24 protein-coding genes are annotated in these 25,398 nt (G+C 37.4%); 6 read left to right on the top strand and 18 right to left on the bottom strand.

What is annotated here, in order from left to right; all coding sequences use genetic code 11:
* Position 1 precedes the first annotated feature (1 nt).
* The 5 genes from L1267_RS15945 to L1267_RS15925 all read left to right on the top strand — a co-directional run bounded on the left by L1267_RS15945 (position 2) and on the right by L1267_RS15925 (position 4,785).
* Complete coding sequence (locus L1267_RS15945; protein WP_235383404.1) at positions 2-520, top strand: hypothetical protein; 519 nt, start codon at positions 2-4, stop codon at positions 518-520.
* A gap of 7 nt (positions 521-527) precedes the next feature.
* Positions 528-1,985: a hypothetical protein gene (locus tag L1267_RS15940; protein WP_235383403.1), complete on the top strand. Its 1,458-nt coding sequence runs from the start codon at positions 528-530 to the stop codon at positions 1,983-1,985.
* Positions 1,986-2,000: 15 nt separating this feature from the next.
* Positions 2,001-2,294: a hypothetical protein gene (locus L1267_RS15935; RefSeq protein ID WP_235383402.1), complete on the top strand. Its 294-nt coding sequence runs from the start codon at positions 2,001-2,003 to the stop codon at positions 2,292-2,294.
* An 11-nt stretch (positions 2,295-2,305) separates the two neighbouring features.
* Positions 2,306-3,298, top strand: coding sequence for a hypothetical protein (locus L1267_RS15930; RefSeq protein WP_235383401.1), 993 nt, complete (start codon positions 2,306-2,308; stop codon positions 3,296-3,298).
* Between the two features lie 197 nt (positions 3,299-3,495).
* Positions 3,496-4,785: a hypothetical protein gene (locus L1267_RS15925; protein WP_235383400.1), complete on the top strand. Its 1,290-nt coding sequence runs from the start codon at positions 3,496-3,498 to the stop codon at positions 4,783-4,785.
* A 34-nt stretch (positions 4,786-4,819) separates the two neighbouring features.
* Here L1267_RS15925 and L1267_RS15920 read toward each other — a convergent pair whose 3' ends face one another.
* The 6 genes from L1267_RS15920 to L1267_RS15895 all read right to left on the bottom strand — a co-directional run bounded on the left by L1267_RS15920 (position 4,820) and on the right by L1267_RS15895 (position 14,922).
* Positions 4,820-5,776, bottom strand: a complete 957-nt coding sequence (locus tag L1267_RS15920; RefSeq protein WP_235383399.1) for an IS1595 family transposase — start codon at positions 5,774-5,776, stop codon at positions 4,820-4,822.
* A gap of 103 nt (positions 5,777-5,879) precedes the next feature.
* Positions 5,880-6,839: an HrgA protein gene (locus L1267_RS15915; RefSeq protein WP_235383398.1), complete on the bottom strand. Its 960-nt coding sequence runs from the start codon at positions 6,837-6,839 to the stop codon at positions 5,880-5,882.
* Positions 6,832-8,094: a restriction endonuclease subunit S gene (locus tag L1267_RS15910; protein WP_235383397.1), complete on the bottom strand. Its 1,263-nt coding sequence runs from the start codon at positions 8,092-8,094 to the stop codon at positions 6,832-6,834. The genes L1267_RS15915 and L1267_RS15910 overlap by 8 nt, the downstream gene beginning before the upstream one ends.
* Complete coding sequence (locus tag L1267_RS15905; protein ID WP_235383396.1) at positions 8,091-10,247, bottom strand: HsdM family class I SAM-dependent methyltransferase; 2,157 nt, start codon at positions 10,245-10,247, stop codon at positions 8,091-8,093. The genes L1267_RS15910 and L1267_RS15905 overlap by 4 nt, the downstream gene beginning before the upstream one ends.
* A gap of 129 nt (positions 10,248-10,376) precedes the next feature.
* A complete protein-coding gene (locus L1267_RS15900) occupies positions 10,377-13,634 on the bottom strand; it encodes a DEAD/DEAH box helicase family protein (RefSeq protein ID WP_235383395.1) in 3,258 nt (1,085 codons plus the stop codon).
* Between the two features lie 706 nt (positions 13,635-14,340).
* Complete coding sequence (locus L1267_RS15895) at positions 14,341-14,922, bottom strand: hypothetical protein (protein WP_235383394.1); 582 nt, start codon at positions 14,920-14,922, stop codon at positions 14,341-14,343.
* Between the two features lie 370 nt (positions 14,923-15,292).
* On the opposite strand from L1267_RS15895, the gene L1267_RS15890 reads away from it, so the two are divergent.
* Positions 15,293-15,691, top strand: coding sequence for a hypothetical protein (locus tag L1267_RS15890; RefSeq protein ID WP_235383393.1), 399 nt, complete (start codon positions 15,293-15,295; stop codon positions 15,689-15,691).
* A 224-nt stretch (positions 15,692-15,915) separates the two neighbouring features.
* Here the strand turns inward: L1267_RS15890 and L1267_RS15885 are convergent, their stop codons facing one another.
* The 12 genes from L1267_RS15885 to L1267_RS15830 form a co-directional block, all read right to left on the bottom strand.
* A complete protein-coding gene (locus L1267_RS15885) occupies positions 15,916-16,095 on the bottom strand; it encodes a hypothetical protein (protein WP_235383392.1) in 180 nt (59 codons plus the stop codon).
* 41 nt (positions 16,096-16,136) lie between these two features.
* Positions 16,137-16,694, bottom strand: coding sequence for a hypothetical protein (locus tag L1267_RS15880; protein WP_235383391.1), 558 nt, complete (start codon positions 16,692-16,694; stop codon positions 16,137-16,139).
* A gap of 44 nt (positions 16,695-16,738) precedes the next feature.
* Positions 16,739-17,527 carry a hypothetical protein gene (locus tag L1267_RS15875; RefSeq protein ID WP_235383390.1) on the bottom strand — a complete coding sequence of 263 codons (789 nt, stop codon included), beginning with the start codon at positions 17,525-17,527 and terminating at the stop codon, positions 16,739-16,741.
* A 2-nt stretch (positions 17,528-17,529) separates the two neighbouring features.
* Positions 17,530-18,069 carry a hypothetical protein gene (locus tag L1267_RS15870; protein WP_235383389.1) on the bottom strand — a complete coding sequence of 180 codons (540 nt, stop codon included), beginning with the start codon at positions 18,067-18,069 and terminating at the stop codon, positions 17,530-17,532.
* Between the two features lie 11 nt (positions 18,070-18,080).
* Complete coding sequence (locus tag L1267_RS15865) at positions 18,081-19,259, bottom strand: type II secretion system F family protein (protein ID WP_235383388.1); 1,179 nt, start codon at positions 19,257-19,259, stop codon at positions 18,081-18,083.
* Positions 19,260-20,861 carry a GspE/PulE family protein gene (locus tag L1267_RS15860; protein WP_235383387.1) on the bottom strand — a complete coding sequence of 534 codons (1,602 nt, stop codon included), beginning with the start codon at positions 20,859-20,861 and terminating at the stop codon, positions 19,260-19,262.
* Positions 20,862-20,876: 15 nt separating this feature from the next.
* Entirely contained in the window at positions 20,877-22,490 is a 1,614-nt protein-coding gene (locus tag L1267_RS15855) for a hypothetical protein (protein ID WP_235383386.1), read from the bottom strand.
* A gap of 9 nt (positions 22,491-22,499) precedes the next feature.
* A complete protein-coding gene (locus L1267_RS15850) occupies positions 22,500-22,964 on the bottom strand; it encodes a hypothetical protein (RefSeq protein WP_235383385.1) in 465 nt (154 codons plus the stop codon).
* Between the two features lie 135 nt (positions 22,965-23,099).
* Positions 23,100-23,510 (bottom strand): hypothetical protein, encoded by a 411-nt coding sequence (locus L1267_RS15845; protein WP_235383384.1) that lies wholly within the window; start codon positions 23,508-23,510, stop codon positions 23,100-23,102.
* 220 nt (positions 23,511-23,730) lie between these two features.
* Positions 23,731-24,249, bottom strand: coding sequence for a hypothetical protein (locus tag L1267_RS15840; RefSeq protein ID WP_235383383.1), 519 nt, complete (start codon positions 24,247-24,249; stop codon positions 23,731-23,733).
* Positions 24,250-24,416: 167 nt separating this feature from the next.
* On the bottom strand, positions 24,417-24,773 hold the full coding sequence (locus tag L1267_RS15835) for a hypothetical protein (protein WP_235383382.1): 357 nt from the start codon (positions 24,771-24,773) through the stop codon (positions 24,417-24,419).
* Positions 24,766-25,389: a hypothetical protein gene (locus L1267_RS15830; RefSeq protein WP_235383381.1), complete on the bottom strand. Its 624-nt coding sequence runs from the start codon at positions 25,387-25,389 to the stop codon at positions 24,766-24,768. The genes L1267_RS15835 and L1267_RS15830 overlap by 8 nt, the downstream gene beginning before the upstream one ends.
* Between the last annotated feature and the right edge of the window lie 9 nt (positions 25,390-25,398).

Raw genomic sequence — 25,398 nt, 5'->3', positions numbered from 1 at the left:
AATGAAAGCAAATAAATTCAATATTCTTGCGTTAGCTATCGCGCTCTCTACAGCAGGAATGCTTCACACACCATCAGCTGAAGCAAGTGTTTACTGTAATACCAAGAAAAAGCTACAAGGCACTAAGGACGTATTTAAGGATTACTGTAATAGTGAAGCGTTAGTAAATACAGATGCGCCAAATCCAGAAGCTGAAGAAGGTGATCCCGGTTGGACTAGTTGGTTTTTCGAAGTGCCTGAAGACCAGCGTTGTGACTTAGGGCTCCAGTTTCCTGATTTAAGTTTAGACCTCGACTTTGGCCTTGATAAATTAAATGTATGTAATGTCCTAAAAAAAGTCTCTGAAAATGCAGTAGGTCAAGTTAATGAAGAGTTTGATAAGATCGAACAGGGTATTGATGATTTTGAAGATGCTGCAAATGATGCTGGCACAATTGATATCGACAAACTATCAGATGAAGTTGACAGAGAATTTCAAGAATTTTTAAAAAACAACAAAAATAGCGGAAGCGGCGGCTAGTATCCTAATGGACAATACAGAAAAAAAAGTATTAGCAATCTATGAGTCTCCTAATAAGCACAACCTTTTTAAGAGACTTTTTAGAGAAGCCGGGATTTCGTGCGACTTTGCGTATACACAAGGTCGAATTTTTGATTTACCTGTTAATAAATTAGGCCTACACAAAGACGGTAATATGGATATCGTACCGGTAGATCAGAAAAGATTTAACTATCTTCAAAGTAAAATTAATGACTCAGACATAGTTCTTTGCTTAACAGATATGGATGAAGAAGGTGAGTGGATTGCAGATTCAATAAAACGTATCTGTTTTAACAGTCAAGATACGAACTTCTTACGATTAAAACTTAATGAATACACGAAAGATTCTTTAATTAATGCCTTAAAATCAAGTACAGAAAGCCTCAACCATGATGCAATCTCTGTTGCCCAAAGTAGAAGATATATCGATAGATTGATAGGATATGCTGATAATGATGATAAAGATTGTACACGAGGTCGAGTACTCTCCCCTTTTATTCAAAGTATATACGAAGACCCTATTCAATTAAGAAAGAAAGTCGAATTAAAAGCTGATAATACTTACATTTCATTTAAAACTGCATTGCCTGACAGTGTAGTTGTTGATGTTATTAGCACTAACTTACAAGAAATAAACAATAGTAACGCCATATCTGTTGAGCCTAGAAACTCATTGCCTAATACATACGAGTGTTTGCAGTATCAACTAACTCGATTGCAATCAAGTAATATAGATGATGCCGCTCATGAATTACAAGAACTATATGAACTCGGATTTGTATCTTATCCAAGAACTGAAAGCTCACGATACAAAGTCTACGAGGGGCAGCATAGCGGAATAAGGTCACTTGAACTTGAAGATGAATCCGACTCGGACGATTCTCTTTTAACATTTATAAAAAAGAGGACTTTATTTGCCAAAGAAAATAGGCACTCAATCAAAAGATTAGAAATAGATGCTGAAACTGAAATCAAGCTAAACAATTTAGGGATTTTTGAAGTCACTGCCTATATCGTTAATGGTACAGAAAAAGATAATGTGCTTAGTATAGTCTCTCCATATAGAATGATTAACAATGTTGGTAGCCCCCTATCCTCTAACGGCATTGAATTATATTCGTATCAATTAAGCTTAGAACAGCGATTACTTGAGCGGCTTCAAAACTCCAAACTAGCACAGCCTTCAACACTACACCTTCATGTAAGTAAAATGAAATCCTATGTACATGAAGATGGTAACGCCATCATGCTAAATACTCGTGGCGTTAAGGTTGCAGTACAAGGTGACTGGCTATCTAATATAGTAAAAAATATCGATAACGCGCATGAGATTAATGGCATCCTAAATAAAAATGGCCTAAGCGTTGACGATAAAATTGCTAAATGCTTAAATATTATTTATCAAAAAGATAAGTTCGTTGATGAAAATGATTTCCAAATATAATTTTGAGGTTTATATATGTTAAAATGTGTTTTTAGTACGTATACGGCTATCCGTAAGAAATTCGGTCAAACTATTGATCGTCATGTAGGTACAATCATTCGTCGCTGTTCAAAAGATGAGCTTAAAGCTGCATGCTTAGATAAAAACAAGGCTGAAGAATTAGCAGCAAAAGTGTATTTTCAATTGCCAGAGCATATTAAGAAGCATTTTAAAGCTGAAACAAAGGTTCAGTTTATTAACGACGTTGTTGAAAAATTAATGGCAGCAAAAGATACTAAAAAAGGTCAGAATTTAATTCTAGACAAGTAATTGGGTGGTTTATGAATAAGAAAGTTATTGCTGGTGGTGTTTTAGCGTTAGGAAGTCTTTATTTTTTAACAACAGGAAGTTCGAATGAAGTTGTTGAGCCAGTCGTTGCAAAGAAAGAAGCGCCTGAAGGTTACCTCTACAACCGTGATAACAAACTTATTCCTGTTGTAGAAGCTAAAACTTTGCTTAATCAGCAAAGTTTCTTTAACGATATGCGAGCTGGCGTAAAAAAAGGCCTAGACAATTATGGACTAGGTCTTGCTCAAGAACTTAATAATATTCGAGTTAGAGAAAGTGTTATTTCTGGAAAGCCTACTGTTCGTTTTGTTGATGAAAATGCTATTGGCACATCAAAAAACGTTGAGCTGGTCCCGCCGGGGTTATTATCCGGTCTGGTTTATACCGGTCGAAGTAACTTGAACAGAAAGAAGCTTGACGAACTTGCCTATGGCGCAATTAGTGAGTGGTTAGGTACTGAAGATCCAAGTGAAATTGGTGTAAAGTATTTTGGTGAAGGTTTTGATAATTTTTACGGGTTTAAGTTGGCCTTGCTTGATTTCCAAAGGCAGCTTGTCGTTTCAAAGTATCAGCTTAATACTGTAGGGTTCCCTTATCAGTCTGTGGTTGAAGAATATGTAAGAATTCAGAATACATATATCGAAAATGATATTGTTCCCCCTGACGAAGATCTGAAAATCTTTGAGGGTGTTGTAATGAATAATGTAAAAAATTTAGCAAATTTTTCGGGTGTTCATCTTAAAAAAATGCATAAATCTCAAGCAGATGAAGTTGCTTTAATGTTGATTGAGTTCTTTATTTATGACGACATTAGATTATTAAATTCACTAAAAACAAATATAAAGCTCGTTAAGCCAGCTCCTACTGAAAACAAGTTAGAAAGACGTATTCAGCGAGAGCAGGATGAAATTAAAGCGAGAGAGCGTGAGTTGGAAGAGCAACGAAGGCAAGAATTGCTCAATAAACGCCTTGGCCGAGGTTCATAGCTGCCAAACACCTTAAAGCTCTGTTTTAAGGTGTTTTTTTATTTAAAGTCAAAGTGTTTTTCATATGTTTTCTTATTTATTTATAAATAATTAACAATAAAAGATATGATAACTTCATAATAAAATGTTGATTTTTAGTTCAATAGCTATATATTAATAAGTAACAAACTCAACAACAATAATTGAGGCCTCTTATTATGAGCGCTATTACAGCTGATCAAATCTTACAAAACGATACTGTTGGACAGTCGTTTGATGAAAATTTCGTAAATAAAATTGTAGAAGGTTTACCTAGTATTCTTTCTATGGATGACGAAGCTCTTACCTTCGGTTCAATTTCTAAAGCGGTGAAGTTACCTCGACCAGAAGTAGGCAAATTCTTGATTGCTGCCAGCGAAATCGCAAACTGGCCTCTAGGTGTTATTAGTCGTAAGCCCTACAAAAAAGATTTATCTAAGGTTCAGGCCCCTAATTCATCAAGTAATGATGCCCAAGGTGACACTCAAAGCAAGGAAGAAGTTGCTGCTAAGATCATTTCAATCTTAAAAATGCCACCTGTTGATGATGTTATTGGCGTTAACTATGCTTCAATCCCACATCTGGTAGAAGAAACCGGTGCGTCTACAGAATTTGTTACTGAAGTAGTTAACTACTTAATTGACCACAAAATTGTTAAGCAGTTTGAAGGTGAAAACGACTTTGAAGAAGAGATCTTTACTTTAAATCACGAAGGTCTTGTGGAAAGTATCTCATCTGCGAAAGAGCAAGTTAAGACAAGCGCAACTCAAAACAGTGCAGTTGCAGATAAACAAGAGCAAGTTAAAGCGCCAAGCCAGCAAAAGCCTATGTCACCCCGAGAAAAAATCATTTCTGCTTCATCAGAAACTAACTCTAGAGATAAAGGCAAAACTAGAGGCGAGCTTTCAGTTAATAGAGATGAAATTAACCAGAAAACATTTGAAGCTGTTCGTCGAGCTCTTAAAGCTGATAAATACACTAAAAATGGTATCCTTAAGAAGGTATCTAAACCGGGAACTCACAAGCGCGACGATGTTCTAGCTGCGTTCACATATTTCGTTGAGAAAGGAATTGCACAACTTACAGAAAATGGTGGTGCTCGTAAGTACTATAAAATCAATGTTACACCTAGAGGTGCAAGTCAAGAAGCGGCAAGTAACCCTCCCGTTGAGGTTACGGTTGAAACAGTTAGTTCTGCGGCTGAAAAAGATGCCAAAGAGCCTGTAGTTGTAGCAGAGCCAGTTAAAGAAAAAGAAGTTAGCGAAACTACTGCTCCAGTTGAGAAAAAGGTTTCTGAACCTGCTGAGCGCTCATATTCTGCTGGTACTGAAGGTATCAAGCAACTTCTTAAAGCAAACTTCGAGAATATGGTAGATATGATTGAGTCAGGCGCCGAACTTGATGAGCTTAAGAAGAATATTAAATCAATTGAGTTAATGATTGAGGCTGCAAAGGTTCTTGAAAATTAAAACGCTTTCTAGTCATAAGTACAATTAACAAAGGCTATGTTCGGATTAACTGTTGTTGAATCGAACATAGCCTGTTTTCGTTAAGGTTTTCTGGAGTATCCATAAACCTGAACCAACCTAGGTAGTGTTCCAAGTATTTTGTGGCTACTCCGTGAAACCGTTTTATCCACGCTTTCAGACGGCTGTGATAGGCGTTAACATTTTGAATGTGAAAGACTTTATCTATCACCTTAACTCCTCCTGCCACATCTAAGCGCTTGTGTATTAAATCATTTTTCTCAGAAAGAGCTATGTAGGGCTTATAGCCATCACTACACAACACACTGTCTTTCTCTAATTTCCCTGCTAGCTCCTGATGCAGAGCTGCCGATGTAACACTTGGCACAACGGCTTCATACGTATTCTTAGCTCGGTCTCTGACCGTTAAAACTGGCACCCAATCATCCTTTGAACGCCCCCGTTTTTTCGCTTTCATCCCTCTTTTACGGGGCTGACGAGTCATCCGTTTTGAGCCTTTCTCTGAGTAGGGAAAAAGTGTTTCGTCTGCCTCGATAATGCCTTCTAATTTGCTCGCTTTCAGTGCTGATGGTAGCGCCAAGAATCGGTGCCGCCACCTGAACGATGTTTCAAGGTGGAGGCCACATTCTTCGGCACATTTACGCAATGGCTTACTGTCCAGCATACAGCGAATATATTCTAACCAAAGCTCTTTGTACCTCAGTCGAGCTAGCGGTGTCGCCGTTGTCGCTACAAAGGTTTTGCCGCAGTTCTTGCAGCGATAACGCTGCATCTTGTTTACCTTGCCGTGCCGATTGATCAGTGAGCTATGGCAGTGCGGACATTCAGGGTTTTCAACCATCCGCTCCTCAAGCTCTGTTATCAACTGTGAGACGCTATCAGTGCCTTTCAGCAGCTTCTCAACATAACGGGTTTGACTATCTGTTAAGTGTTCTAACTCGGCTATAAGCTTTGTAAATTGTGCTGGGAGCATGATCAACCCTTAACGACTGTATTCATATACAGTTTAGCAACAATTTAGCAGAACATAGCCATTCTAAAAAACTTCTATCCATTACTATAATCCTTTTTATGTATTAATCTAAATCAGACCAGTCTCTACGACGTATCCGGCTTGTCTTTAAATAATCCGAAATATTATTAACAAACTCATTAAAATCTTTGTTTTCCTGAGATAATCGGTTCACAGACTCCCAGTCGACTTGTTCTCTCTTTTTCGCAGGAAGCAATATCTCTGTGCCTTCGATATCATCAATATCCAATACAATTACGCCTATACCATGTAACGCATGAAGCATCTTGAGTTCTAACAGCGCCTCTTTGCTTTCAATAGATATTGCGACCAAATAGCCGTAATTAGCCCATGAGGAATTACTGACAGCTTGAAAGTAGTGCTTTCTAACATTACCTGTCGTCAATTGCTTTTTGACTTCAAAAGACCACAAATTAACGAGCTCGCCATTATTCATGTTTGCGCAATCCATGACATTGCCCATCCATTTTTTTGCAATAGGGTTTAGAGCGACAATATCAGGATGTAACCACTCATTACCACCGTTCCCTCTCCTGTTTTTAGAACGTTTTTCATCTATGCGTAAGGGATAAATATCCTGATATTCATAAAGATATTTATTAAATAAAGGATACAACGTCTCTTCGCGACCATCCCAACCATCATCGGGTGATTCACTGTCGTTAATATTATTAATCTCTGAATTATTGGCAGTATCTTCTTTTACATCTGGCAAAAAGTCATGATCACCATACCAATAGACACGTCGCTTTTTAGGTTCGTCGTGCCAATGTATATTTCTCTCTTTTTTCTTTAATATACTTTTTTGGGAACCAATTTCAGCAGCAAGCTGGGTAATGATATCAACTCGACCGCTTTCTTTAAGTAATCTATCTTTTTCTTGATAATCACTTCTATATTCATCAAACAACCTTACTGCTATTTCTTTAGCAGTAAACTTAATGTTTCTATTTGATTGCAATATAGAGATAATTCTATCTGCTTGAGACATCTTTTTAGACATTCACACCCCCACTCACCGCCTCATTGATGAGAGACTTTTTGTATTCAACAAGGAGGGCGATTTTTTTATTAATCTCCGATTTCATTTCACCTATTAAGCTTGTTTTTACAAGAAGATAATCAGAGATAGCAATTTGTTCATGCTTTGAAGGATTGCAGATTTCAAAATTCTTTACATCATCCTGTCCAATTGAATCCAACCCTGTTGTTTTTGTCATATCCTTAGCCATATCAAGTATTTTAAGCAAGAAAGTGAAATATTCAGAGGAAAGATCTTTTGAAGGTGAGAGTGCCATTATATGGGAAACAATATAACAATCTTCATTAACAAGGCATCTATGGTTTTTATAAACAGAGCCACTTTTAGGTATTAATATAGAACCTGCCTTTACCTTTGAGAAACCTAAGAACTTTGCTTGATCTTCAGTTAATAACTCGTCACTTTTAGGCATATTTAAAGTAAAGCTATTTTTACCCATAAATGCCATCCTATAAAAAGATATACCATTTTTATTTTCTTTCATATCAATATCATTAGGGGCTGCATAACCACCGATGACATTAAACATGTTTTTAATCTTACTCATACCCCACCCATCAGGAATATCCCCCATCCACTCAACCCCAGAGTCCTTCCATGTCATTTCTTCCGCTGGCGTCCCATCCAAAATCCTTTTATTATTTGCATCCAACCCCTTCGTCACCGCATTGTGGATTAGGGCGGTTTTGTATTCTTCGAGGTGGTGGAGTTTTTGAGTAAGGGAGGTGATTTGGGAGTTGATAGATTTCGTTTTTTCATTTAATAATGACACCACACGCTCTTGATCAATGCTTTCATCAAAAACGAATTCGCCAACAAATCTCGGACTAACTCTTTGATGACCTGTTGCACCTTTATAGTCGTGGATACCAGCGTTTATAAATTCTGGTGAGCTTAATAAGTAACCTAAAAATTCGGGGTTAATAGAAACAGGCTTTATTGGCATCAATTCACTAGAACCCATTCCAAACCCTGTTTCTAAACTAGAAATCAAAGCCCCTTTACCATTTTCAAAGCATGGCGATATTTTTGCCAGAAGGTAGTCGCCTTGCTGAAAATTATTTAATCCAGATGGTAATTGACCCTTCTTTTGTTTTTTCGTGGTATACTTTCCAGTCTCTGTAACTTCCTGCATAGGAAGGTAATCAACATATTCGCCAATTAAGCTTGATGGAGTAGTCGAGTTAATAACAGCCACTTCTTTAAGTCTAATCATCCCCACAACTCCCTCTCAAGACCGGCCAATTCCAAATCAATGTCCCTAATATCCGCTGCAATTTCAGCAGTAGTTCGAAGCACAACAGGCTTGTAGAAAATCTTGTTGAAATTGACCTCAACGCCCACCGAGTTTTCACCAAGGATGTACTCTTTGCGCACCCACTTATCAAGGAAGGCTTGAATAGATGCGTTATTATCATCTTCATTTGGCGCAAATGGGATAATCTCGTAATCACGCTCCATCAACGGCTTAACATCGACCGTTAGCTTTAACCCTGCATCGCGTTTTTTAGTCGCTTTTTGCCATATTAACTTCACATCAAGACTACCTGCTCCGCAAGGTCGTTCATTTCTAAATAACGATGGCAAGTAAGATTCACCTTCTTGGTGCCAATATTCCATCTTGACATGATCAACACGAATACGTGCATCTGACATCGACGCAATGGCGGCTTTAACATCACTCAACACTGAATCACCATCCCCTTCCTTGTAGATGATGTCTTCTGGATTACTTGCCCAGTATGCCATTGTGACCAAACCATCTTTGATATCAAAAATGAGGTCCGGCTTATCCGTGGACGGTTCTTGATGGTAATAAGTCACACGCTGAATATCTTTTAAAGGTACTTTAGTAGCTTTCGACACTGAACCGTCTTTTGCTTTTTTCTCAGGCAACTGATCATAGTATTTACCATTATCATCTTCAGGTAGCAGCGTCAGCTGTTGCTTATTATAGTAGAAGTCATATTTGGACAGCACTTTCACGTTGTCATCAATTTCTTCAAATTTAGTGAAGGCGTCGATAACCCATTCGCGATCTTCGGCACTCATTTCGTTCGTTTTCTTGCCCTTAGACTTCTTGAGCTTACGGAACTTATCTGCTGCGTTAATCAGCAATATTTTATCTTTTCGTGAAGCAGGCTTGTCTTTGTTAATAACCCAAAGGTAGGTGGTGATTTGGGTGTTAAAGAACTCTTCTTTAGGTAACTGGATCCATGCTTCAACATAGTCGTTATCTAAAAGCCACTTACGAGTATGTGACTCACCACTATTCACATCGCCGGAGAACATCGGCGAACCATTGGCTACAATGATGGCTTTGCCGTGCTCTTTAAGCTTACTGATACCATGAGTAAGGAATAACAGCTGCCCATCCGACATGGCAGGATAATACGGAAAGCGACCCGCTGTATCCGCTTTGACATCAGCTTCTGCGGATTTCCAGTCGACTCCATAGGGTGGATTCGCGACAACCACGTCTGCCTTCTTATCCGACAGATAATCATTACGAAGCGTATCGCCATACTCAATTTGTGAAGACTCTCTGAAGCGTGATTCAATCTTAGCGAGTGCGAACAACTGATCGTTAATTTCCTGACCCATAGTGCTGTAAGAGTGGCTGGCCATTGAAGGTTCTTTACGTAACGTATCTTCTACCCCATACAGCAAATTACCGCCACCAACTGCCATGTCATACAGCATGACATTGTTATCAAATTTCGCCCCCATTTGGCCATAGGCACCAATGAGCTGGCTAATTAACGAAATGACGTCTTCTGGGGTATAGTGTTCACCACTGGTACTTGCACTCATATCCGCCCAGCGACGCTTAATATGTTCTTCCAGTGTTGTGATGTCGCTATTGGTAAATGTTGATAAATCAATCTGCGCCCACTCTCGCGTGAACTCATGCAGGATCTTCTTGGCTCGTAAGTTTTTAATATAGGAATTTAGCCCCAAGAAACTTTCATCTGAGTTTTTATCAATCCCTAACAGAACACGGGTTTCATCATCGAAGGCATTCAGGTAGTCGGTAAAGTCAGCAAAAAAGTTAACGGAGCTTTTACACACATCGCGCAGACGTCTTCCCTGCTCTACGATGATGGCGTTATACCCACGCTTTTGGCCTTTTAACTCATCGATAACGTCTTTCTCAAGATCTTTTTTGTCATCTTCATCAAGCTCATCTTTGCTCTCAACACCCCAGCTATTCATAAGTTCGTCCTGAATCTTGTTGTACTCACGAACAAGGCGAGATTCCATCATAATGAGCGCAAAGAACGGCATCATTACATTAGGGATATTGGACTCTTTAACGTGCCCGCGAATAACATCACAAGATTTCCATATCTGGTTCTCGTAACTCATGACATTTTGATGCTGGTTAAAAATACTACACATAGACTGCTTCCATATAAACAACTTAATAACTAATTGCAGCCTATGATAAGTATTATTCGTTCTTTGTCATCTTTCAGAGCATTTTTTTTTAGAAACCTAAATACCTAACAAATAAAGATAATCTTGGTAGAATTTTCCAATAAAGACTTCCATCATTAAACTTAACTTACTGGTGTATTCTTTACCTCTCTCTTTACCGTACTTCGACTTGATTGGGCCTTTTGGTCCTTTATAGCGCCTAAACACAGACTCCAAATTGCTCTTAAATAAGTCAACATGATCACCGTAAGGGTTATCTTTGATGTTATTATTCATTTGGCGTGATAGATCTGACTCATAGAGTTTTTGAAGAAGATCAGCAACAATATCGGCGAACTCTAAAATCATCTCTTCAGAATACTCGTTCATTTCATTATGTTTACGAATGGCATCAATAAGAGAGTGTTTGCTTTCCCCTGACTTCTTTTTGTCCTTTTTTCCTTTCGCCGGACCTGACTTTGGCCCCTTGCTTTCATTGTCAATGAGCGCTTCGACATCTTCAACGGTAACGCCGCTAATGTCTAACACCTCAAATGGCAGTGAGGGGATGTCTTTTTGTCCGGACTTAAGAATTCTTCGAATACTTTTGAGGAACAACTCCAGCTTACTGGACTCGATATCTTGAATTAGCTTTTTATCCAGATGCACAATACCCCTCAATTTTTTGATAGCGCCAAACATCTCTTTAGCAATATCAAAGTAATCACGAATAGCGCTGGGATCTGTGGTATTCAGCTTGTCAACAAATTTAAAGTCGTCATCTATGTTCCCACACCCTCTGAAGAAATCATCAAAAAGTCTGTTATAAACATAATGGCTCTGTAATTTTTTGAAGTTTTTCCCTATCGTTCCTTCTTCAATAGCAAGATTCAGCGCACTGGTATTCATTCCTGCGTATTTCCTGAAAGCTTCTTCAGCATTAACTTCGTTGCGTGTTTTTAAGCCATCCTGACGAATGATAGAGAAATCCAGCACGAGACACTCTTTCTTATACTTATGCGTTCTGTTAACGCGACATAAGGTTTGTACCATTGTGACATCTTTACGCTCTGTATTAAGTATTAGCGTGTGTAAGGTCGGTTCATCAAAACCGGTCTGTAATTTGTCAACAACAATAATAATGGCGTTTTTATCTGCCTTGAATTGCTTAATGGCCGCGACTTCGGATAGACCATTGTTTAGCTCTTTAGCTGACTGTCGGCTACGCTGATCGTTACCGGTGGGTTTACTAAATACAATATACAGACCGGGCCTGTTATCAGCATCTCCGTAGAAATTATCCAACTCGTTTTTGAATAGATGGAAAGCAAGAATAGCAGCATCAATACTATGCCCTACGTACATCGCTTTGGCGATACTACCTTCACCCGGCTTTCTTATTCGGGTAAAGGTTACGGCACGGAGATATTCCATCGACTTCTTTACGACGCCTTTGATTTTAGTTTTATCGGTATAGAAGTCATCTGAAGTTGGTTTCCGGTAGTCCTGACCAATCCTGTCTTCATCAACGATATCGCTATCAATGATTATTGGCTGGTGGACCGGGAAAAACGCAGCCATTGGGTTAAGCACGAAGCCTGCATCGATGGCCTCCTGCATGGTGAAGCAATCGAAAGGCTGAAATACCATACCGCTAGATGTGTACCCAGAGATTTCTCCATAGCGCTGCAATGTTTTGTCTTTTGCAGTTGCAGTTAAGCCTACAATTAGATTTTTCTTAGCGGCATTCGCCGAAGAAAGTCCCTCAAACAGATCCATCATGTTGTCATTCTGTTTGCCGTCATTGGAACGGTGGATTTCATCAATAAGAAATGCCACGCGCATGGATGCTAACATTGCCTTATCCGCTTTAGATAAGTGCCTTTCTAACGATAAAAACTTTTGAATATTGACAGCAACAATACGACAGGTAGATGACCGTAGCGCATCCATGAACTCCTGTGTGTCTGAAGCAATATCCCATGCGCCTTTTTCAAGAATAGGCATTGCCCCTAATGTCTGACCCATCTGGTCACGTAAATCCAACCTGTCACTAACCAGCACGACCTTATCAAATAGGTAAGTTTTGCCATTGGGTGTATGCATATGGGTAAGCTCTACAGCCTCCCAACTCATCAATTTAGTTTTCCCAAATCCAGCGGCATATTGCTTGAGAATGGAGTAACAGCCTGTGTCATTGACAAGCTTCATACGGGTTTCAACTTCTTCAGAAACTTTCGCTTCCGGAACACCTAATCGGCGCAACCTAGCTGCATATTCATTTCTTATAAAGTCTGGGTTACTTTCATGCTTATACAACCACTTTACGCGTTCTATGGTTCGGTCACAACCATACTTTTGTTTCGGACGAGGGCTAATGAGAGGGCGCTTCTTATCACCTTCTACTTTCTCTCTGTAGTTATAAAAAAGGATTTCATTCTGAATAGCTTCTTTCCCGTAAACATCTCGCAGAACATCCTCATATCGAGAGACCAGACCGTGATCATCCGCTCCCTTATCTTGCTCGTGTCGTAGCGGATAAGGGAAAAAAGTACGCTTCATATCCTTCTCAAGATAAGCGCTACCCAAAGCGCCTTCCTCTTGGCAGAGACGACGATAGTCTCTGATATTTCTCATCATGGATAACGTCGCATGGTCCATGGAAACTACATGAACTGCCTTTTCGTACAATGAAAGTACACGATTCCTCTCGCGTATCTCATCTTCTGTATGCTCGGGCTTCTTGATGATTTCTGGATAATACCCTCTAACATAATCATTGTAGTTGGCTATTATTTTTACTACCCCCGCATCGGTATTAGAGCCTTGAAAGATATGCTTCAGCTCCAGTAGCGAAAAATATATACCGTTAACATAGAAAACCAAGTCAGGACGCCTTGACACCATGTTGAAGCGGTAATCTATTTGCGGCTTATACACCAATTCTTCGGCAATAGAGAATATGTTTTCATCAAACCTACTCTCTGTACCGGGACTTGGGCTTGGATAAAACAGCCACAGATCACGTCCTTTGAATTTTAAAGTTTGCTGCTGCAAAAACGTTGCACTGTTAACAAGAAGGTGGTCAGGCTTAGAGAAGTGTTCATAAATAATGAGATCTGATATCTCATCAATGGCCTTGTGCTCATCGCCAGCGAATTCATTAGACACGATGTCATCAAAAATGATAGCGTTTCGGGATGAGTTGAGGAAACGTAGTAAGTCGCTTTTTATAATCAAACCCTGAAATGCTGTCTCGCTGTTCTTTTCTTCATAACCCAGTTCATCCTCAAAAAACTGAATTATTTTTCTCTGAAAGTCTCTTTCCTTTGCCATATCTCATAAACCACTTTTACATAAATTGATAGACTTATACTACCAAATGTAAATTCTTAAATAAGACAGCAACTAAGAAAGTGTTAAAAACTAACCAGTATTTTTCAATTTGCAATATTTAAATGTTGATAACGGCGGAATTAACTATCTTTTTATTGTTAATTTATACAATCTCAGAAAGTGACAAAACCCGCAGCGCTGATGAATTAAAAATTTCAGAACCAGACAAAATAACTCAGGATTTGAGCGCCTTCTATGACATCGCATTTTTTGAGAAAGAGACGCTAAGGAATTAGGCATTTTGTTGCTTAGACAAATGAGATGGGCGATATCATCTTATGTTAAGAACATCGCTGGCAGCGTAAAACTCAATTATTTAGGAAATGGTGATATTCTCATATCGTTTGAGTGGATTGACTACCTTGTCGAACCTGACCAACTTAATGATTATCAATGAGCCTAGATGTTGCTCGAATATCGAGTAAATAATCTAACAACGCCTGCCTAAACAGATATAAATATGTTCAGGCAGGCTATATATACAAGATAAGGATACTTCAGCGAATCCTCTATGACACCCTACTTCATCAATAGATTATTAACGGGTGAACCTCAACTTTCTTTAAAGAGTTTATTACCACACCCAATACATCTATTGATGAATGTTCAGCAACCAATAAACGTTAATTGATCTGGTTTGTACTAACTACCATTCATAGACAATGCCACAACTCTTAAACATAACACCATAAGATTCTTCCTGAAAATCGTTGTTAAGATAGAATTTTTTTATTCTGGCGAGTGCAGTTTTAATCTCTGTTTCGCTCATTTTTTCAGAGTCTTTACTGAACACGCCTGTCTGCGCAGCAATTACCATATTCTCATGGTCTAGCTCAAGTCCCGTTAGATAATTCTCCAGTTCACTGAGATACTCACTGGCTAGCTTCTGACCTCTGTACTCAGCCTTAATCTCAATAGAGTCGATAATAACAACAACCCCATGATTCTCTAAAGTATGTTCAATTAAGATGTCGTTGGATGCATAAACATCATGAACGCTCTGGTCGACGCTATCGAAAATATCAAATAAATTGTCATCCACCATGTTCGCGGTGAGTATACGAACATGTACTTCGCCTACGACTTCAGCTTCGTCATGATCATCTACAAATGCATGTATTTCGTGTTTTTCAGTGCGCCAGCAGTCATCCGGACCATAATTTTCTTTTTGAACAAAAAACGACGTCTTAAAACCAAGATAACGAGCTGATGTAACGGGATTTGTCATAATGTACCTTAATGTTGTTTGTGATGTAACTTTATCATTATACTGATTTTAGGTGAATTATTCAATAAAAAGATAATCAAAAAACTTTAAAAAACGTAGCAATACACTCCAACTAGCATTTATCAATTTACAACATTTAAATGCTAACGAAACGGAACTGAGTATCTTTTTATTGTTAATTAATGTATAATTTAACCAATTATTCAACAGTATAGGTAGCACTATGTCAGACAACAACGATGAGTTTGCAATAATATTGGAATCAGACCAAGCGATTGAATTTCGATATGGGATAGTATAAGATATTACTAAATGCTCCAGCATAAGCATTCCCGTCTCTACACTTAAAGGTTTCGATCCTAAAATAAACATGGCTAGATTGATTGAAGCTGTGGGGTACATAATGCCGCTAGTACCTGAAGAAGCCGAAGAAAAAATCAAAAAACACAGAAAGATTTTAAAACTACTCAACTCTATTAAAAATGAGCCGAGAAGTATTTTGTCCGCTCATGAGTATATTGAGAAATTTGACTTTAAAAGCGGTGAGCACTATTTATACAGCGTAGATGATGAGTCCAATTCTGTATTCGTAGGCAATCACACTCATTACGCAAGGTATGAGGTTTCGAAGAACTCATTAACTTTATTCGAAGGAGAAGCTATTGAGATGACAAATGAGGAAGAAGCAAAGCTTCACTACGCCTCATTGATTGCCATCAGGACAGCGTCAGTAGTCTTGAGGCAGCGACTCTACGAGGTATTGCTGTAGCGCGACGTGACTTGCATACGGTAGTTGATGACTTTTACAGCGTGACTGGCATAAGTCAAACATAAAGCAGTCAAGCTAGAGTTCCGAACAGGTACTGTAAGATATCCTCTACTTGCGTAAATGATGGTTTAAGCAAGTAGAATACATTAAATAATAACTCTCAAACTCAAGCCTTATATCATTCCTAACGCCACCACCCCACTCTTTGCTCCCAAAGCCTTTGCTTACAAACTAAATCCAGCCGGAAACAAAAAGTAATAACCGTAGCGACCTTTGGCGAACTCAACTCCCTGCTCTTTCGCAAAGTCGGTTAAATGTAGCTTTCCCTTATTATCATATAAATATCCCGCCTCAACCAATTTGTCCTCAAAATCTTTTATCTTCAAACCAAGCTTTGCAGCCATCTTACCAGTTGTCTCTAAAGAGAATTACATTAATTTAAAATTCAGAGCCTATCAAGGTATTGATTGAATATTTTTGCTAATCTTGCTGGATCAACTTTCTTAGCGTGACCAGAAATTTTAACTGTGTTCACCATAAGTAGCTTTAGATCATCGATGTTGTCGTAGTCAACAGATTTAAGCTCGTGCTCAGCGATTAACATTTTTACAGCAAGGGGCTGTTTTTGAGCATTAACGCCGCATTCCTTCAGTGCCGCTAGCATTAATTCTAAAGCTCGTTCCTTCTTTTGTTCTTTGGTTAGCTCTTTTCTTGATTGGATATGATTAGAGTCGTTATTTTTTAATTTAAAATCAGTCTTACCGGTTTTTCGTAATTCTAAAATATATTCTTTCATCTTATCTTCATCTAAGTTTGACAAAAGAATTTCCATTACGATTTCTTGAGATGTAGGATCTATAATAACTAACCCGTTTTCTACCTGTAATCTAAAGCGCTGTTCTAAGTCTTCTATTGTTTCATGAGCAGCCAATTTGCCGCCGTTTCGATGGTTTTTAATTCGTTTTATAAAGTACTGAAACTCTGCAAAAATTGACTCTTTCATTTTATGTACTGCCTTTCCAAGTTTACAAGGATATCTTTATTTATCTATTTTAAAAGACATTTATTGGTTTCAAATATTATGAATTTAATAATATCATTTTCTGATGTCATCCAAATTCGACTTACAGTTGTCTGGCCATACAGCGTTTCTGTAGCACATATGTCGGTCACAATTAGTCCATTGTCAGCTAAAACATCATAACGATTACTTTTAAATCTTAAGTCATTTAATTTGTATGGAATGATGTAGTTGAAATTTTTGTTTACATAATCAAGCAATACCTTTTTAAAGCTACTTTCACTGTACTTAGCCATTTGATTAATACTTTGTGGTACAAACTCAGTAAAGATGCTACGTTGTTCATTGTATTCACTCCACCCTTCTTTACTTTTTGTATAGAGACTTTTGCGTTGATTAGAGTCAAAAATGTATTTGTCATTTTCGAGCTCACTAAGTAATTTAACGTGGTTGCTAATTCCATGAACTAATTTTCCCTTTGGTTCCTTCAGTTGAGTTAAACTTTTACGTTTATTAAAAAGGTTCTTCGCCCCTCTTGGATTTGGCATAAAGTCAACATCATTCGATGTTTTAGGTAATTCTTGCCAGAATTGCTCAACAGATTCGTGATTTCTATTCTGATTTTCGTGAATAAAGATATTTACAGGATCTCTTTTGTGAGTAATATCCTCTTTAGAGTCTCCATCCTTGCCTAGGTATGCTTTTGCACTGGCACGATAAGGTTTAGCGTCCTTATTAATGCTGGTACTTTCAGCTGCATTTGTAGTGGCTGATAAAATGCCTAATATTACAGCGCTGCAAAGATATAATTTCATATTCAACTATCACCCTTTCTATTACCATAAACATCATAAAAAGTTTTGTATCTCTTTACCCAGTATTCTGACGTATTTCCACCTAAAACGCACGATGTATTAGGATCAAATTGTTGCCCATAAATTTCATGTAATCTATTAGCTTGAGTTGCAGACATTTCATAATACTTATTGTCGGTATCATTTAATCGGCAGAGTCTGACATATTCATTGTCGTGACTTGATGTTGGGGCCTTGCCTGCTTTCAACAGTAGTTCATTTATTATTGGGTATTCTTGCCCCAATTGTTCATTCCAAACTGCATATTTCCTTTTTATTACAAGTTGAATATCGCGAGTATTATATTTTATACCCTCTAAAGAAAATAGGTTTTTCTGTGGGTAAACATCTGCACCGTTGGCTTGAATTGGTGTTGACCATAAATTAGAAAACTCTGGTGAATAAGAACTGATGTAATCTAAATCTAACTTTATGTCTTCACTAAAGCTTTGAAATGACGTAATTGATAAAGCTATGCTTAATGAAATGATGAACTTTTTCATAAACTTTGTCCTTATGATAAGCCAGATGCTGATATTTTTAGCATTGGTAAGATTGTTAAACCAAACATCGAGGCCCCAGAAAGTAATAAAAATATACCTGCTAGACCCTGAAGTATCGGAGCAGTAATTGCAATTCTTGAGGCAAAAATTGATTTATATTGTTCTGCGATAGCATTTAATGACTTCGCAATTTGTGTACGATCCTCAGATGTTGATAGAGCAGCTTTATCTGTAGGATGTAAGCCTTTCATGGCCATAGCCCATGGGTTACCAGTCCTTACAGCTTTGTGAGCATTTATAAAGTCGTCTTGAATTTGACCTTTTTTGGTAGCTTTTGCTGAAATTGCTAAAGCTTGCTCCATCGAAACTCCCGAATTTACGAGCATGGACAGGCCATAGAGAGCTGTATAGTTATTTCTAGCCAACACAAGATCTTTAATGATAGGTATTTTGGTAATAAATTTATCTGCGCTTGTAGGCATTACTAGTCGCCCTAGAGAGCTAACAAGCATAATGACAATAATAAATGAAATAACTAAATACAGCAGACCCATACTAATATCAGTCATCAGCATAAATGCATCTACGGTTTCACCAATTGTATCGGTAAACTTTTTCATAAAATCATTATCTAATGTTAATGGGGCGAAATAGTATTTAGTTCCAAGGAATAGACCAAGTGCGGCAAATATTCCGCCAATACCACTCCAGATGGCAAAACCAGCGCCTCTTTTTATTTGGCTCATTTCCATTTCGAAATCGGCAGCGTTTCTTAGAGCTCTTGCAGTATCTCCCCCTTTCTCACCCGCAGAGACTAGAGCAATGATTTGAGGTGTAAAGTTAGGTGCGCCAATTTTCTCCATAGCAAGACCTATACTGTGCCCGGTCTCTATAAGTTTCAGCATACGACCTGAAACATTTTTAATTGGGCCTGTGAAAGTATTTTCCATAATACTAAGTGCTTCACCAGTACCTACTTTTGAAGCAAGCATTGCTGCTAATCGCTGTAAGAATATTTGTCTATCAGCATTATCCATTGGAATGTCAAAAAATGAAAAGCCACCACGAACCAATGAAACTACCTTGCCATGTCCTCTGGCTAGTTTCATTGCCTCATCACGGCTATCAGCCTCAATGACTTTTTTTATTAATTTTCCTCTAATATTTATTCTGGCGACAAATCTTTTCATCTATCGAATCTCCTCAATATTAAGAATGCCTTTTGAGATTCTCTCGCGGTCGTATTCGTTAAATCCTTTATTAGTTATGATTTGTCTGGTGCTACTGCCGAAGATGCGATATAGCTCTTCGTAAGTGGTACGGTTATCAATGTATTTGTCGTATGCATCTTCAATCATTGTTTTCCAGAAAACATCTTCTGTTTCGAGTAATCTTCTTACTTCTTGATCTGTCTCGAAATAATGACATTCTGAAATTATAGTCCTTGCCGAGTAACCACCACCCATACAATCTGAGCAATGAGGATCGTTTCCATAGCAGCGTGTGCATAAAACTCGCATTAGTCTTTGAACCAGTATCCCTCTTAAGATATGTTTCATTTCATGGGCTTCTACCCCGATATCACGTAATCGTTCAATCGCTCCTTTGATTGATCCTGTATGTAATGTACCCATTACTAAATGCCCTGTTTCAGCGCCTTTAATGGCGTTCCTTGCTGTGTCTATGTCGCGGATTTCCCCGACTAAAATTAAATCGGGATCTGCCCTCATAAAGGCCCTTATTGCGCGGCTAAAGTCTAGCCCAACGGATTCATTAATATTTACTTGGTCAACATAAGGTATTGAGTATTCAACGGGATCTTCTGCTGTATAAATTGATTTATCGAATCGTGCTAAATCTTTCACTGTTGCATTCAACGTTGTAGTTTTACCAGACCCAGTTGGCCCACAAATTAATGCAATACCATCGGCACGAGATGTAGAGTTTCGCCACCCTTCTAAGTTTGATATACCAATATTGTCGATCTTTACATTTGCGGTCTGTGGATCGAGTATACGAATTGTAATTTTCTCACCTTCATTCATCGGAAGTGTTGCAACACGTAAGTCAACTATTCGACCATTAAAGTCAATTTTAAAACCACCATCTTGTGGAACTCGACGTTCTGCTAAGTCCATTTTTGACCGGTCTTTTATTCGCGCATTTAGTTGATTGTACTCTTCTAAAGTGCCTTCTTTAACTATTTTTCTAACACCTAAGTGTCTATAGAATACAGTATAAGATTCGTCTCGTGGTTGAATGTGAATATCAGAAACAGACGACATAATTGCTTTTCTGATAATATTTTCCATCACAGAAGATTCAGAATCATTTATCGTGGTGAGTTTATCTAAATAACTCTCAACATCATCAGGTTCTACGTTTATAAATTTTATTTCCCTGCCGTTAAAGTAAGGCTTTAGTAGGTATTCTACTTCATCTTCATCCCCTGTGGTGCCGAGATATACAGCATCAGGTGTTTGTGTTGAGATCTTTGTTTTAGTTTGAATTAAGATATCATGAGGTACATTAGGAAGAATTAGCTCTTCTTCCGATATAGATTCATCAGTTGTTTCTAGTAAAATTTCTATTAAGGTATCTTGTTGAAGGAAACCTAATTTAACTAAAATTGGACCGATAGATTCATTTGTCACGGAAGACTGAAATTTTGCTGCATTTAGTTCAGTTTGAGAGACATGATTTCTTGTTATCAATATATCTTCAATTAACGCATCTTTTTTTGATATTGATTTAGGAAAATCATTATCTTTATCAAGTGAAATAGAACTCATTATAAAAAACCTTAATTAATTTATTACACAAAGCCAATTTGACTTATTAACCGCTTGGTAGCTAGTACTGTAAGTTTGCGAGTACTCACCATCTTGACCTGATGTTCCTGAGAAAATATCACCTAACCAACACTCGTTAGTACTATAAATTGTTGAACTATTGCCACTAACGGACTTAGTTCCTCCAAAGTCTCTTACACCATATGTCGGCCGTACTGAACCATTTCCCAACACGCTGTTTGAAAGCGAGAGTTCGGCATCTACATCAAGAAGAATACCATTGTTGGAATGTGCAGACATTGAAATATCAGAATTTTTTATAATTATATTTCCCATAGAATATAGAATGGTATCCGTTACTGAACTGACACTAATACTTGAATCTGTAATGATCATGTCGGCATTGCTATTTAAGCTAAACAAGCTCAGTAATTCTTGACCTGAAGCGTAAAAAGTACCCTTTAATGTAAGCTCTGAAGATGTGTCGAGAACTACACCTACACCACCACTAGAATAATTTTGGAAAGTTGTATTCGAAAGTAGCATTTCACTATTAAGAAGTTCAACGCCGACTTGAGAATCTCTTTTAACGATGGTTGTATTTGAGTTTGAAAAGTCTACAAAACTATTTTTCACCAATACATCTTCAAAGCTATTTATAACTACTCCGCCTGAACCATAGACGGAAGAGTTTTTAAACGAAACTGAAGAAATATCAGCATCTTCCAAATAGACATCACTATTCTCAAAAGTGAGCTTAACGTCATCAGAAAATGAGATGTCTTTAATAGAAACAACTACGTTTTTGAAAGTTATAATCTCTGGCTGTGTTGCTGAAACAGTTGAAATGTTGTTACCTTCACCAATAAATGAAATCTGTTTATTTTTAATAGAAACAGGGTTATTAATGTTATGCGACTGTGTTTCATAAGTCCCGGCTTCAAAGTTTATTGTCATAACTTCTGGTAACGTTGATGACCATGACTCTAGCCGTTTATTAACGCCTGTAGCCGTTTCGGAAGAGTTAATATCACTTACAACAGCATGATTATTTCTTGAAATTGAATCTGCACGTATTACGTCTACTAAACCATTGTAATTAACTAAGTAGAATTCATTTGATTCTGAACTGTATCTTAAATCTTCACAACTAGGCAGTGTAGTACTTGGAATAGGAGATATTAATGTTGCTAAAATATTCATACCTGAAACAGAAGGATTCGCTGATTCATAGACATATTTTTTACCTTCAGAATTGTTAACTACATTAACTGAATAAGATGAACTAGCTGTAGGTATTTGTTCACTACCGGAGTTGGTTAACTCTTTTTGAGAGTATGGACAGTACATGTATCTGTAACCCCATGAATTAAGGTTATTTACTGTTATATTATTAGGCAATGTCATATAACCAGCATCAGATATATCACCAACTGGGGCCAAATAAGTTTGTCCTTCTCCCAGAGGGAGTAGAGCAGACTTAATATTGTTTTTTATAGAAATAACTTGCGCCCTTTCTTCAGCAGAGGAGAGCACCTGTTCAGTTTGGGTGCTAATTGATAGCATATTCATGCTAACTGTAGTAATCAGTGCCATAGTTAATATGGCAAGTATAATAATAGTTATCATGAACGTTCCTTACATGTAATAGAATTTGATATTATAACTTGTGCTAGTTGATGGAGAGATGGTATCCGTAGAGTCGGAGCATGATAAAACTGATAATATCTTTTCTTGTTTGTATCTATCATTTAATTGTTGAAATGCCTTTACATCAACTGGTTTAGGTTCATTTACTTTAAGACAAACATATCTTTTTGTTGAGCCATTATAAGTTTCAGTGCCTATAGCGCTAACAGAGTAGCTTTCTGAGAGGTTATCTATATTAGAAAATGCAGGAATGATCTGATCAGGTGAGTTTGGCTCAAATTTAATAAGGTTTTTGTATGAAATTATACCCAGACCGATATTTGAAATCGCAGTCTCAATCTTGGAACTCTCTTTTTTTGCTAAGAAACCATCTTCATTTATAAAAGTGTTGCCTGCTGAAAAAACAACGACAATTAAAGCAATAGATATAACAGTAACAATTAAGCTAAACATTCATAAAACCTTAGAGATAATAATTAGAAATTATACTAAATGTAGAATTCTTTAGGTTAATCATTTTTAGATTAAAATCACTAAAAATAAAAAAAGCTGCTTTAAAGCAGCTTTTTTTGATCGTTACTTAACTCATTAGAAAGTGTAAGTAACTGTGTTGGTGCCAGCATCAGAAAGACAAGAGATTTGGCTGTTCGAAACCTTAATATCTTTTTCGATAACTTCACAGACATCCGCTGATTCTACAGTTGCAGTTACACCTGCTGCATCAGCTTGAAGAGTCCAGTGACCTAAAGGTGCCGATAAGTATTGAACAGAACCGTCTTCGCTACCGTCCAAGTCTGTCATGCCAGTTGGAATTGCACTTTTGTTATCTACTTTGTACATAGTAACAGCAGCTTGAATTTGCTGAGCTTCGTTAACGTATTTTGCAGCTTCACCTTTTGCAGTACCTTTGTTAAATGCGTCGCCACCGTAGTAAAGTGAAGCACCAGCAAGAACGATAACAAGAGCGATTGCAATGATTGAGATAATTAATGAAAACATTATATAAACCTTCTTAGATTAGTTATTTTATAGTTATTATCTTCAAGGGAGTACCCCTTGGCGATGTGTGTATATTAGTTAATAATTTTTTCTAAAGAAACTTGCAAAATTAAAAGTTTGGTATAGTTTTCATAATAATTTTAATAAACATAATAATAATTGTTGTGGTGTTAAAAAAAAAGGCTGCAATTAGCAGCCTTTTCATAAAAATTATTACTACTTAACTTTCGTAGCAGCAAGGTACATCACTTGACAATGTTTCTGAACAGAGAGGAACATATTCGCCGGTTTCACCAATTTCATGCGCTGTTCCATCAATAGATGTCACACCAGCTTGATCTGTTGGGAAACCTTCAACACGGTTTGCTTCAAGGCAAACGTTATCAGCAACACCCGGCAAAATAATTAAGTTGTCCTTTACACCCCAGCGAATAGTCTCTTCACCCGTTGATTCGTTTTGAAATGACGAGGGAATTACAGTTAGATAACCGCCGTCAACTAAGTCGTCCCACCCAAATTCCCCATCAGGGTTTTGGTTGTTAGGGTGTTCAACAAATCCTCGCTGATCTACTTGGTAAGCTACCAATGCACCTGCGATTTGAGCAGCTTCCGTTTTGTACTTTGCAACCTCACCCTTCACAGTACCTTTGTTAAAGCCATCACCGCCATAATATAAAGCTGCACCTGCTAGAACAATCACTAACGCAATTGCAATAACCGAAATAATTAATGAAAACACATAAACCTCCAGACAGATTTTTTATAATTCTAAATTTCATATAGTAGTTTTATAGAAACAACAAATGTTATTTTTATACATAGTAAAAATATAATAACTATAATCTTTAGTCTATTAATTAGCCTGACTCTAGTAAAAACTACTCACTAATATATAAAATCCAAGCCTTATTTAGGAAGTAGCGTGAAATTAGTCCAATATCTTTTTGTGAAGATATTAAGCAATGACTTCTTGTTCATCATGAAAATCAATGCACCTAAATACATTACAAAAAGAGATAAAAATGCTATAGCGATAACTACTGTGTTATCAATTAGCTTTATAGGATGCCCATTGTAAAGTTGAATGGCTGCATTTTTAATTTCTAAAGTAACACTATCAACATTCATCATTACTGATGTATTGTAAATAACCCAGTCTATATAGCTGTAATACGTAACAACTAAGCTGAATACTGATAAACCTAATAGAAATAAAGAAACAGCAACTGTTCTTCTAATTGTTTTTGGGTTCAATTTAATCATAATTTAAACTACTCTCAATTTCTCGCGCTTCATCTCGGCTCATTACTTTATGTTTGTAATTACCCTGTTCGTAATTTATACCTTTCTCTTTTTCCATTGCACTTGTGCTTGGTCTAGATAATTCTTTTGCAGATTCATCTGCAACATAATCTAATAAATCTCGTGTAGCTGACATTGATTCTTCATCTGCAAAGTTTCTTACATCTTCAGTTGCATTTGCAATGACATCTAATGACCTTCTGTTAGGATTGCTAAGTACATTATCAGGCAGATCCGAGTACTCGCCTTGTAAATGTAAATCCTTTGCTATGCCATTTAATATCAATTCTTTGAGCTCACCGTATTTACCTGATACAGATAATTCAATCAGCTTATCATTATTCTCTTGACCAAAAAGCTTAACTTTTTCCATAAATGAAATAGCGTTATCGTTAACCCAACTTTTTAATGGATCATGACCATCTGAGGTATTCAAATAATCTTTTAGCTCTTCAACCATAGTATCAAGCCTAACTAAACCATCATTGTTACGATCTTTAAATGTTGAAGCAAATAATTTTGTTAGAGATTTTATTAGCTTCGCAAAGGGTGAATCATCACTAAATTTATTTTCCATATGAAGACC

Source organism: Pseudoalteromonas sp. OFAV1 (assembly GCF_021532595.1).
GTDB classification, from domain to species: domain Bacteria; phylum Pseudomonadota; class Gammaproteobacteria; order Enterobacterales; family Alteromonadaceae; genus Pseudoalteromonas; species Pseudoalteromonas lipolytica_C.
Note: the sequence above shows the minus strand (reverse complement) of the source record. Positions and strands in the feature narration are given on the sequence as shown.